We start from the raw sequence: 12,484 nt of genomic DNA, 5'->3' as shown, positions 1-12,484 counted from the left end.
AATTCTAAGATCTAAAATCTAGCATCAAACTATATTCTCCTTATCCTGTTTTTTTCATAATCTTCAAAAATCATCTGCCCCAAACCAGACAAGCCTGTAAGAAACGCCTTCCCTTTATTCTGTGCTGTAAATACTTCCACAAATTTACGGAGATAGGGATCCTGGGCAATCATAAAGGTTGTAATGGGAATTTTCAGCTTTCGGGCCTGGGCCGCTTTATGCAGGCATTGTGTAACTATTTTTTCGTCAAGACCAACACTATTCATATAGAACTCACCGCTAGGCAGCTGAATGCAGCTCGGTTTTCCGTCGGTGATCATAAAAATCTGTTTATTGGTATTTCTTTTTCTGCGGAGAATATCCATCGCAAGCTCCAGACCTGCCACCGTATTGGTATGATACGGTCCCACTTTTAAATAAGGAAGATCTTTGATCTTAATAGGCCAGGCTTCATTACCAAACACGATAATGTCAATAGAATCCTTAGGGTATTTTCTATTGATCAGCTCAACTAATGCCATGGCTACTTTTTTGGCAGGAGTGATGCGGTCTTCACCGTATAAAACCATGGAATGGCTGATGTCAATCATCAATACGGTGCTCATTTGAGCTTTATGTTTTGTTTCCTCTACGATGAGGTCATCTTCCGTCATGCGTAAATCAGAAATGCCATTATTGATCTGTGCATTTTTTAAGCTCTCCGTCATATTAACCAAAGATAGTTCGTCTCCATATTGGTAAGATCGGTTCTCACCATCTTTTTCATCACCGATTCCCGTTTTTGAAGTGCGGTGATTTCCGATTCCCGTTTTCTTCAGTTTACCGAAAATCTGGTCCAGTGCATATTCTCTTAATGCAGACTCTAATTTGGCGGTTAATATATTTTTCCCTTTACCGGATCCTGTATTGCCGTCTTTCGGATCATCTTCCTCTTTGATGTACCCGCGCTTTTTCAGATCTTCCTCAAAGTCCTGAAGCGTATATTCATCATTGAAAATATCATACTCCTTATCGAGAAGATCAAGCCAGTGAAAGGCTTCCTCGATATCTCCGGAAGTGTGGGTGAGCAGATCCTTAAAAACATCAAAGACCCGGTCAAAATCTGATGTTTCTTCCGGAATATGTTTACTGAAAGTAAAACCTTTTTGAAAATTTAAATATTTGTTTGTCATAAGACATTGCGGTTTTTCGGTTAACTGCTTTTTTTTTTGTTTAGTAAAATTGTAATGTAATAAATGAACGAAGTGATTGTTTCAGTTCTGAATCAAAGCGAAATGTATTTGCAATATTCCTTAATTTTTTATTGAATTTAAAAAACTACAAGTTATGAAAATATCATTTCAACATACCTGTTGGAAAATAGAAAATACTAATGGCTTTGATAAGCAATGAAAATATAATCGATACAGATATTTTCGTGCTTCCCTTTTGATTTGCAGAAAGTTTTTAATGGATATTGTAATGATATACTAAATTATAATAAATTATTTTTAATAATTTTTCCTTTTATAAAGCCATTTTGGCAAAATTTTTATATCTATATATTCGTTTTATTTAAAAGGAATTTTTCGTTTACAGAATTGGGAGGAATATGTATATAATAACGGATCAGTTAAAAGATAATGGGTTTAGTATCAACCGGTTGGATTATATCATAAAAAGAAATAACAACAAAAGGGAGATGAACACGCTGGAATACTTTTGTATTTATATTGTTTTAGAAGATATTACATTAACGGTGGAAGATGTTGCGTACGGCATTAAAGCCGGTAATATTGCATTTGTAGGTCCCCAGAAGAAAATCGTTTTTGGCAAGACAAAAAGATCCGATGTCTTCGCGATCGTATTTTCTTCAACCTTTTATGAAAGATCGACAAAAGACAGCCTGTTTATCAACTCCCAGCTTTTCTTTAACTATAATTCAGATGTTTTTGTTGCTCCTTTTATCAATATAGAACAGATGCGTGTGGTATTCATGGAAAGAATGGAAAGCTTTCAGCGTAAAGATAAAAGCTTATATATTTCCGCTGCCCATAATGCCATTGAAAGGCTTATACTGGATGCCTTCTTACATATTCCTACCGAAGAAATAAAAAATGATTTCAAATTCGATTATATGTATTATGTCAATCGGTTTAAAGTGATTTTGCAAAGGGATTATAAAACGGCAAAAAAGGTTTCTTACTATGCCAATGAGCTCAGTACATCTTCAAGGAGATTGACGGAGATGACTGAATACATGCTGGGAAAAACCGCAAAACAGGTGATCATTGAAAAACTGGTGAACGAATGTATAAAAGCCCTAAAGTTTTCCAATTGTACAATTTCCGAAGTTTCTTATGAGCTGGGTTTCAGTGATGAAGGGAATTTCAGCAACTTTATCAAAAAACATACCGGTAAAAATCCCTCCGAAATGAAATAATTATCGAATTTATTGTAGGTGGGTATAGAATTTATTGTATATTTACCTATGTGACCGATTGGTGAAAAATCCAGGCAATATGCTTTTTAAATGGTTTTTATTAATTGTTTTATTTTTTGCTTGTGCAAAATCTTTTGCTCAGAACTCTGATGCTTTGAGATTAAATGTACGGTTGTATCCGGCACAGATATTTTCTATCAATAATGATGAAGAAGATTCCGGAGCAACAACGTCTCGATTACCGGAATTTAAATCCGTGACGGTATCGAGTCCCTCAGGTTTTGAAGTAAAAGTACATCATGAGACCTTTAATGAGGATAGTGCAAATCTTAAAAACAATGATAACTGTTACAAAGAACATAATCTGATTGATCGTCAAAAGGGAGTAATTCAGAAGGTATATAAAATACATGAAAAATTAGAAGCTGTACTAAAAAAATCAGGTTGTGACTCAGGTTTTAAAGCTGATCACGTCGTGCTTACGCTAATTTCTCAGTAAAATTTTAATAAGACTTGTGGAAATTACTACACAATACGTGGTATTTTTTTAAAATACCTTTTTTACCGATATATACGTAAAAGTGAATTATTTGAGATTAAAATAATAGCGCTTTTACGGAATAACGGTTCTATCGTTTTATGATTCGACGCTTTTTATGATTTTTTCATAAAAGGCTATTTCTTTTTGTGAATAATTCACTACATAAAATTACAAGTTATAAGTGTTTTTTCACAAGAATGCAGGCTTTCTTTCTCTATACATTTGCAGCGAATTTTAAAAATTAATACAAACATCATTTTAAACTATGAAGAAATGTGTCTTAGCTTGTTTTGCTTTAGTAGGATTTGCAACATTGAAAGCTCAACAGAATGTAACCCTAAACGTAAGACTGAAGCCTATTCAGACCCTTGTTGTGAATAATGCACAGAAGGTTGTTAACCTAGACTATGTAACCAAAGACGATTATGTAAACGGAGTTTCTTCTGTGAATGCAGATCACCTGAGCATCTACAGCACCGGTGGATTTCAGGTAAAAGTAAAAAGTGCCAATGCTGCTTTACAGAATGCGGGTAAAAATATCCAGGCCAATACCATTCAGATCAAAGCAAGTGCTGGTTCTGAGGCAGTAAACGGAGCTCAATATGCACAAAATGTGCAGCTATCAGCGAATGAAACAACATTGGTAACATCTTCTAACGGAGGAGTGGATAAAAAAATCAATATTGAATACAAAGGAGCCGGAGCTAACGCATATCTTGATAATTATATCGCGGGTCAGGATCCTACAGTATACACTACAGAGCTAACGTATACTATTATTTCCCAATAAGATAATGTAAATACGATTACAGGATAAAGTGTTGCAGGTCTATTGCTGCACTTTATTCTTAATATGAAGTATCTGTAATGAAAAAATTTTCTTTCTTCTTTTGCTCCTTGTTCTGCGGCTTGTTTTCTACAATTTTTGCACAAACAGGAGTCTCTGTATCTCCACCACGGCTGTATTTCGAATCTGATCCGGGACATAGCAATACTCAAAAAGTAACTGTAACGAATGTTAGCGCAAAGAACTCTCTGGATCTGGCCATAAGCCTCGGTGACTGGGAGTATGATGAAAAAGGGGAAAATATGACCTATGGAGCCAATACAAGACCTGCATCCTGTGCAAGCTGGGTGTCTGTGAAAAAAGAAGAAAATTATTTTACGCTCGCTCCCGGCGAAAAAAAAAGATATTGATGTTACCATTACTGCTCCCACCACCTTATCGGATAATTTAAAAGCTCATACTGCAGTGTTGTATGTCAGTCAAATGAATCCTGTGGATGATGTAGATAGTAAGGGGGCTCATATAAAGGTCAGCATACGATCCGGAATCAAGCTTTTTCATAAGCTGCCATTACCGGGGACTAAAAAAATTGAAATTCAGAATCTTGTCTACGGGAAATTGAGCAACAAGCTGGATCTGTTTTTTGAAAACCAGGGAGATGTGTGGATTGACGGAAAAGTATATACGGACCTTGTGAATGTGGAAAACGGTAAGAAAACGGCACTTGATCCTGTTATCTTTTATACAATGCCGGGAAATAAGAGGGAAATGAATATTTCTTTGCCTTCCACCCTTGAAAAAGGAAAATACACTGCTTCTGTAATGATCGATTATGGGGACAGTAACAATCTTGAACTGGGAGAGCTAAGCTTCACTTATGAAAAGTAAAAAGCTCGTCCTCTTCTTTGTGCTGATTTCTGTGGGTTGTTTTTCGCAAGTAACATATACTTCATGGATAAACAGCTATTTACAGATCAATTCTTATGGCGTTAATACCAATCCGGATGCCTATACTTTTACTTTGGCAGGGAATGGTAAATTCAATATTCCTCATTGGAGGGTATCCATGAGACTAAAGCAACCCATTACTTCCAATGACGGAAAATATGTAATGCCTGCCAATAAAATTTCTTTTCAGCCGGTATCTTCCTCAGGTCAGGCCTATCCCGGACCTGTTCCCACGATTCCCCAGATCGGAATGCCTTTACATGTTTTTCTTCAGGAAGGACAGGAGGTTTTTTTAATCCCCCAGTCCAATGCACCATTGAATAATCAGCCTGTACAGCCTAACGGATATTATAATCTTCAGGTGAAATACAGCCTGAATGTAGCGGGAGGATCTTACCTTGGAAATTACCCTTCATGGATCACTTTTACGGCACCTGTACAGTTCACGGCCTATGATCAATACAATAATATCATAGGAAAAACGGATCATAATTTCCAGTTTCAGATCGGTGTTCTTTCAGGAACCCCAACGGAAGTTCCGGAGCTTTCACTAAAATTTTCTGCGAATGCAACCAATGGATCGCTGGAGTTTAAAAGTATGGAAGATTACATAAAGGGCGTGAGTGTATTGTATACCAATGCTTTGATTGTAAGCAGTAATACGAATTATCAAATCAGGATGAAGTCTCTTCAGGGTCAGTTTAATTCTCCAACGGGGAATACGATTCCTCTGGGAACCGTTAAAATGGGTCTTACGCCTGTTGCAGATAATAAAGGAAATGTATATCCGGTTACTTTAAGTGCCACACCTCAACTGATCGCAACGGGAGGCTCTACAAAAGGCTCTAATGTTTATTACGATATCAGATATTCCACGAACGCTAATGATGAACGGTTGATTAATGCCAGATCGGAAGAATATACCACTACAATTCAATACGAGATAATTCCTCAATAACCATGTTATATAATCTTTTCAAAAGGACATTTTCTGTTTTTTTGATACTTATTGCTGTTTTGATTCCCGCACAGAATAATGCAGGGGTTATTTTGGAGATCCGTAATGAATCCAGGGCGGATAAAGGGAATATAATAGATCTTATCGTAGTGGTAAAAAATACCGGAAACGATCCATTCACCGGGAAGGTTGAAATCACCACGCCTTCAGGGTTCAGGAACATCTCACCTGGCAAAACGGAAGTACATATGAAGCCGGGTGAAAATTTATATCTGCCGGTAAAGATCCTGGTAAATAACAATGTTGTTGCCGGAGAATCTCATATTCTATGTAAACTTACAGATGGACAAAATTTTGTGATCGCAAAGCAGGAGATACCGTACGTGGTGTCCGAAAATAATATGATGCGGATCACTCCTGAAAACCCGGTCGTTTATATGAATAATGTAAATGATTCTGTAGAAGTGAAAGCAAGGGTTTCTAATCTTGGTAATAAAAGGCAAAACGTCACGCTGGTATTTAAAATTCCGGAAGTTTCCCAGGGAAATATTTTTATCGAAAAAAGCGGTACCATTGAAGTACAGAAAGATTCAATATTTGTGTTTCGTTTTTTCCCTTCTAAAGTGTTGATGCGGAGCTCACAATTTACAGTCCAGATTGCAGGCTTCAGAGAGCCGGATAAGGAAATATTCGGAAATACTTCTGTTTCGGTTCAGAATATATCTTCCACCCAACGTTATGAGGACAGGGAAACCGATATTTTCTCAAATTTCAGTAAGAACAGTATTACAGTCAGTTACAGGCGTGTGGGTGAAAACCTGGATATGTACCAGATGATCGGGTCGGGAGGCTTTAATCTTCCTTCGGGATATCTCTATATAAGAGGGAATATCTATGCAATGAACAATCATAGTGATCCCGTTGTAAATAATACTTATATATCATATCATCGGGAAAATAATGAATTTACCCTGGGTAACATGAGCAAATTACTTGAACTCTCCCTCTTTGGAAGAGGAGCAGAGTATGCATTTACATCTTCTGATAAAGATAAGAAAATAGAGGTAGGTTTTGTAGATCAAAGCTTTAGTCTGATTGAAAGGAATTCATTTTTAAAAAACGGCTATGGTTTTTATACCAGAGGAACCCTGGGAGCACAAAATGCATCTCGAAGCATATCGGGAACTTATATTTTCAGAAACGATCCTTATGACAAAGCAAGGCATCATCTTGCAGGTACAGATGTACAATATGCTTTCAACCAGGACTGGAAAATGAATGCTAAAATGTACAGTGGACTTAGCTTTTATGAAGATATCAATACTACTAAGCCTTCTTTAGCACTGGAATCTCAGTATTCAGGAAGGATAAAGAAGGTGAACCTGAACGGAAATTATTTTTACAGTACCAATTATTATCCTGGAAACAGGAGGGGAATGCTACAGATTCAGCAGAATTTTTCCTCCCATATTTTTACCGATCATTATGTGTATGCTAATGTAACGGTGTCTGATTTTTCTCCTAAATTTTATTTTTATAATACAGCCATGCAGTCTGATAATATAAGAGTGGATACCGGAATCAATTTTCCTAAAAAAGGTAATTTTGCGTTAGGGGTAGGATATCAGTATCAGGAAGAAAAGTCCAATTCCTATAATAACTTTTTTAATGTTCCGGGTAACCAGGAATCAAAACAGCTGAAAGCACAGAGGCTTACTGAATATATAACGTGGTTAAGTCCGGATAAAAAGCATTCTTCCATTATTGGGATTGAGACCGGACTTGTTGATTACCCTAATGCAGATCACCTAGATTATCAGATGAAAATTAATGGGAACTACAATTATAAGTGGCTTAATGTAAATTGTACGTACCAATATGGAAGCTATTTTCTTTCAGAATATGCTTTTTCAAAAATGATGAATGTAAATACTCCCTATGAAAAGCTTTCTCTTTCTGCTTTTGTCAATAAAAATCTTTTCCGGGAAAAAATAAATATAAGTTCAGGAGTATCCTATACCCATGATGTTTTATATGGAAGGTCGCCGTCCGGTTTTGTCAACCTGAAATATTCTAAGGAACGCTACGGGCTGTATCTCAACTCTTCATGGTTTAACTATTCTTCTAACCATTTTACCAATAACCTTTTAACGATCGAAGCAGGTATTACCATAAATTTTCAGACCAGTACACTAAATCCCGGAAAAAAAGGAGAAATAAAAGCATTTGTCTATTACGACCGTAATAATAACAATGTATATGATGGGGAAGACCAGGAGGCAAAGGATTATTTAATTATGCTGAATAATATTTCATTCAAAACAGATCAAGAAGGGAATATCAGGTATCAATCAATTCCTTTTGGAAAGTATGCTTTAAAACAGATTATCCAGCAAGGCTGGTACTATGATGAGGCATCATTTGAAGTGGATAAACACCATTATTTCCTGGAAATTCCCCTCCATCAGAATGGGACTTCGAAAGGAAAAGTTATCTATCAGTTTGATGCAAAAACAGCTTTAGAATTCAGTCCTAAAATCGGAGGGATTATTCTTAATATATTTCGTAATGATCAGTTCCTGCAAAAGGTAATGACTGATGATAACGGAGAATTTATTTCTTTTCTTGAATCAGGAAATTACAGGATCGAACTTAATGGGAATTCATTGCCCGCCAATACTTATTGTGAACGCATGACCGCTGATTTTACAGTGGAAGCAGGAAAGATCGTTAGTCTGGAACCGTTCATTATTAAGGTGAAAGAAAAAAACATCAGGGTTAAAAAGTTTGGGAATTAAATTTGTGATCAACTACCCATTGTAGGGTTTTCTTCTTTAATTTTAAGCTTACAAATAATGTTTGAGAAAGACAATACGAGACAATCCGATAATTGATTTAAGTAAGTGTAAAGGGAATTTTTAAAAGATGTTAATAGTTCCGGAGAAGAATAGAAAATTATTAAATTTGATAGAACAACAATCCTGATAGTTTTTCCCGGAGGTTTTTTTCTAAAAATACTATCTTTGTGAACAATAAAAATAGCATGATGAAAAAAGTAATATTTCTGGCTTCAGCGGTTCTTGTACTCAATTCTTGTGTCGTTTCTACTGCGGCAAAAGTGGTGAAGGGAGCTGTAAATGTAAGCTACAAAGCGGTAAAAGGAACAGTAAACGGAATCAGCTGGGCAGTGAGCAAAGCAAAAGGAAAGATTGATGAAGACCGTTTGGATGGTACCTGGAAAGTAGTAGGGGTTTACAAAGGTTCTTTTGAAGACTTTTCAAAAGATCAGAATCCTGAAAGCTCATTTACATCAGAATGTACAGATGGTTTTGATCAGATTATTTTCAAGGCTAAAAAATCTAAGTTTCAGCCGGTACACTGCAGCTCTGAGAAGGAAGACTGGGTGAAATATTCAATGGAATTCGGGAAAAATCCTGTAACCAAAGAAAAAGAAAATTATATAGAATATAATTCCAATAATTATATCTCAGTTATTGACGTGAATAATAAAACAATGGTTCTGGAAGGAAACCTGATGCCTAAACTGGCATTTACCGGAGCTAAACTATATCTTTTGGAAAAAGTAAAATAAGGTTTTTCAGGATATGAAAATAAATAGTTCTTTAATTCCCGGAAAGGGAATTTTTCTTGCCCTTTTCTTTTCTTTACACATCGGTGTAAATGCCCAGAAAACGGAAGATATTTCCACCATTTCAGAAAAAGATCTCACCCATATTTTAGAAAAGAACAGATCGTTTTATACACAGGGAAAAGTAGCAAACTACATTCCCGAATTGGGAAAAATGGATGCGCAGTCTATTGCTTTATCCATCGTCGGAAAAAACGGAAAAGTATTGAATGTAGGAGATGTAGGCAAGAAATTTACGATGCAGAGTATCTCTAAAATCATAGCATTAATGATTGCAGTTAGTGAAAAGGGAGAAGCTCATGTTTTTGATAAGATGGGATATTTCGGGACAAGTCAGCCCTTTAATTCTTTTTCCAATCTGGAAACATCCGGAAAACCTCTTAATCCTATGATGAATGCAGGAGCCATTCTTACGACTTCTTTAATTTCCGGGGATGGAGAGAAACCTTTTCTTAAGATTTTAGACATGGTTCGGTACATTACCAGAAATCAGACGCTGGACTATAATAAATCCGTGTATGAATCGGAAAGATCTACCGGTCACCGTAACCGGGGAATGTTTTATCTGATGAAAAATAACGGGTTGATTTCAGGAAATGAAGATCAGCTTAATAATTACTTCAAACAATGCTCCATCGAACTCACAGCAGAAGATCTTGCCAAAATAGGATATTTCTTTGCGAACGGATGTGTTCGTTTTGATGGTGATTCTCAATATAAAAATGCAGAGATAGCCCAGCTGATAGAATCCCAAATGCTTATTGCAGGGATGTATGAATTCAGTGGGGAATATGCAAGAACCGTAGGTTTGCCAAGTAAATCAGGAGTTGGGGGAGGTATCGCGATAAGCGTTCCCGGAAAAATGGGTATCGGGGTTTTCAGTCCTGCCCTGGATCAGCATGGTAACTCATTGGCGGGTTATCATATGATTTTGGATCTGGTGAAGCAATATCATCTCAGTATATTTTAAAAAAATATTTTATTATGTATTGGATGGCCTTTCATCAATACATTGATTTGTATTCAACTCTGATTGTATTTATATCAAAAAATATTCATTGGAATATAGAAAATAGGTGTAATTTTATCTAAGTGATTCATCATGAGTATGGTCTATGGTGTGGGAGTCATTTTTTAACCTATTCCCAATTTGTTTATGAAAAATACTTTCAACACCACGTCCTCCATCAGGAAAAACATCCTTACTTATCTTGGATTTACCCTTCTATTCTGTTTGCCGGTTTATTATATGTGCATCCGTACAGGTAAATTAGGCGGAGGAATCATATCTTATGCTACCATTGTTATGTGGTGTCCGGCTATCGCTGCCTTACTTACATGTCGTTTACGTGGTATTCCCATTTCATCACTGGGCTGGAAATGGGGGCTTACAAAATACCAGTTGCTGGCGTACGGAGTTCCGTTTTTATATTCGTTTGTGCCCTACGTGATCATCTGGATCAGCGGGGCAGGAGGTTTTTATAATCACCAGTTTATAGAGGAAACAGGAAAAGGGATGGGCTGGGACCTGCCCGATGGAGCGGTTATCGTCGTGTATATCCTGTTGATGAGCAGTTTTGGGATGGTGCGATCTGTCGGTTCTGCTTTAGGTGAAGAGATCGGATGGAGGGGATTTCTCACTCCTCAGCTGGCAAAAATCAATTCCTATACCGCTACTTCACTCTGGATGGGACTGATCTGGTCATTCTATCATTATCCATTGTTGCTCTTTTCAAACTACAATACGGGAGGGCCTAAATGGTTGGCACTTGTCTGTTTTACCGTTATGATATTTGCGAGCTGCTTTATTTTTACATGGATCCGTTTGAAGTCGGGAAGCCTTTGGACGGCAGCCATTATGCATGCCAGCCATAATCTTTTTATACAATCGATTTTCACACCTCTTACAGTGGATAACGGGAACACCAATTACTATATCGATGAATTTGGTATTGCGGTACCGCTTGCGGCAGTGGTGGTGGCTTATTTCTTCTGGAGGAAGCGGAAAGAGCTGCCAAATCAGGGAAAGGAGGAAATCATTTCATCTGAGATTTCCTGATCATTCCGGGTGAAATTATCAATAGAATAAACAATGCCCTGAAAATAATCAGGGCAAAGTTATTTTTTAATTTAATTAGTTTTGTTAAAAGCTTAAGTCCTGCCATTTACTTAGAATAGCATCTGCAGCAGATGCATAAGTTGGGCTGCCGCTGAGAGTTGCTCCTCCCAGTATGCCAACCAATTGAGGACTATCTCCTGTAGTAAAAATAGCAGATCCTGAATCTCCCGGTCTTGAAAAGAGTCCTGAATTTCCCTGAATCATCACCAGGTTATTGGCAATCACCTGATCTCCGTTAAAGTCTGTTAGTCTAAGGGAGGTTGTAATACTCGTGACGTTTCCGGTGGTGATATCACTGGTGATCCCACTTTTACGAACTTCCGCTCCTATAAGAAATGCGTCAATCTGTGCAAATCCGCTAATGATTTCCTCTGCACCAAATACTTTTCCTATCGTGGCATTTCTGTCTTTTCCTTTTCTGGCAATGGCGCCATCTAACCAAACATTGATCGTTTTGAAGTCTCCGCGTGGTACCAGAACATTTTCATAATAATAATCCTTGAGGGTTGCACAGTTGTGGCAGTAATTTAAAGCGGTTCTCCATTTAGACTGTTGGCAAACATCAGAATCCAATTCGGTGCCGACACCCGCAAGAACATGGGCGCATGTCAGCATATATGGATGTTCGTCGGGTCCCTTTTTTACCATTACCCCCAATGTACCACTGCCTGCCATTTTTTTACCGTTTTGTCTGAGTGTGCCATTGGCTGAGATACTGATTCCGCCTATCAGGGGATCTGTTTTTTCATTGCGGGTGGTTACTTCGGTTACTTCATAAGATAAAGGTTCTGGATCTACTTCCAGTTCAATAACATCTGTAGGGCACCCAAAGATGGTCAGGGGAATAGCCTGTGAAACCTCTGACAAAGGGAGTTTATTTTTCACTCCAAAGGTATAGCTCAGTGTTTTGGTAAGGCTGTCGTTAACGGTTTTCAGAGAAACCCCAACCGAGGTTATTTCAGGTCTCTGGAAATATTCTTCAATAAGTTCGGGTAATTTTTCGGCCATTTTATCGTGTAAGGCCACTTCTTCGTTGCTTAATTTCATGATATAGTTATTT

General features: G+C 37.4%; 12 protein-coding genes. 10 read left to right on the top strand and 2 right to left on the bottom strand.

The features are described from left to right. Positions 1-29 precede the first annotated feature (29 nt). The gene (locus ACJ5H0_RS07160) at positions 30-1,172 is read right to left on the bottom strand and encodes a vWA domain-containing protein (RefSeq protein ID WP_172279431.1); all 1,143 of its coding nucleotides are present in this window, start codon (positions 1,170-1,172) and stop codon (positions 30-32) included. 419 nt (positions 1,173-1,591) lie between these two features. On the opposite strand from ACJ5H0_RS07160, the gene ACJ5H0_RS07155 reads away from it, so the two are divergent. From ACJ5H0_RS07155 to ACJ5H0_RS07110, 10 genes are all read left to right on the top strand, one after another. Then, on the top strand, positions 1,592-2,422 hold the full coding sequence (locus ACJ5H0_RS07155; protein WP_411248419.1) for a helix-turn-helix domain-containing protein: 831 nt from the start codon (positions 1,592-1,594) through the stop codon (positions 2,420-2,422). Between the two features lie 79 nt (positions 2,423-2,501). After that, on the top strand, positions 2,502-2,921 hold the full coding sequence (locus ACJ5H0_RS07150) for a hypothetical protein (protein WP_172279427.1): 420 nt from the start codon (positions 2,502-2,504) through the stop codon (positions 2,919-2,921). Between the two features lie 307 nt (positions 2,922-3,228). Next, complete coding sequence (locus tag ACJ5H0_RS07145; protein WP_172279425.1) at positions 3,229-3,753, top strand: hypothetical protein; 525 nt, start codon at positions 3,229-3,231, stop codon at positions 3,751-3,753. Between the two features lie 77 nt (positions 3,754-3,830). Beyond that, positions 3,831-4,160: a fimbrial biogenesis chaperone gene (locus ACJ5H0_RS07140; RefSeq protein WP_411248415.1), complete on the top strand. Its 330-nt coding sequence runs from the start codon at positions 3,831-3,833 to the stop codon at positions 4,158-4,160. A 55-nt stretch (positions 4,161-4,215) separates the two neighbouring features. Beyond that, entirely contained in the window at positions 4,216-4,638 is a 423-nt protein-coding gene (locus ACJ5H0_RS07135) for a fimbrial biogenesis chaperone (protein WP_411248413.1), read from the top strand. Beyond that, a complete protein-coding gene (locus ACJ5H0_RS07130; protein ID WP_411248410.1) occupies positions 4,628-5,656 on the top strand; it encodes a hypothetical protein in 1,029 nt (342 codons plus the stop codon). Before ACJ5H0_RS07135 ends, ACJ5H0_RS07130 begins: the two co-directional genes overlap by 11 nt. A gap of 2 nt (positions 5,657-5,658) precedes the next feature. Beyond that, positions 5,659-8,454: a COG1470 family protein gene (locus ACJ5H0_RS07125; RefSeq protein ID WP_411248408.1), complete on the top strand. Its 2,796-nt coding sequence runs from the start codon at positions 5,659-5,661 to the stop codon at positions 8,452-8,454. Positions 8,455-8,702: 248 nt separating this feature from the next. Continuing rightward, positions 8,703-9,248 (top strand): hypothetical protein, encoded by a 546-nt coding sequence (locus tag ACJ5H0_RS07120; protein ID WP_172279417.1) that lies wholly within the window; start codon positions 8,703-8,705, stop codon positions 9,246-9,248. A 13-nt stretch (positions 9,249-9,261) separates the two neighbouring features. Continuing rightward, positions 9,262-10,275 (top strand): glutaminase A, encoded by a 1,014-nt coding sequence (glsA, locus tag ACJ5H0_RS07115; RefSeq protein ID WP_411248405.1) that lies wholly within the window; start codon positions 9,262-9,264, stop codon positions 10,273-10,275. A gap of 186 nt (positions 10,276-10,461) precedes the next feature. Further along, positions 10,462-11,364 (top strand): CPBP family intramembrane glutamic endopeptidase, encoded by a 903-nt coding sequence (locus tag ACJ5H0_RS07110; RefSeq protein WP_411248404.1) that lies wholly within the window; start codon positions 10,462-10,464, stop codon positions 11,362-11,364. 84 nt (positions 11,365-11,448) lie between these two features. Here the strand turns inward: ACJ5H0_RS07110 and ACJ5H0_RS07105 are convergent, their stop codons facing one another. Next, entirely contained in the window at positions 11,449-12,471 is a 1,023-nt protein-coding gene (locus tag ACJ5H0_RS07105; RefSeq protein WP_273648584.1) for a chymotrypsin family serine protease, read from the bottom strand. Positions 12,472-12,484 lie beyond the last annotated feature (13 nt).

Source organism: Chryseobacterium proteolyticum, assembly GCF_046591535.1.
Lineage (GTDB): Bacteria > Bacteroidota > Bacteroidia > Flavobacteriales > Weeksellaceae > Chryseobacterium > Chryseobacterium proteolyticum.
Note: the sequence above shows the minus strand (reverse complement) of the source record. Positions and strands in the feature narration are given on the sequence as shown.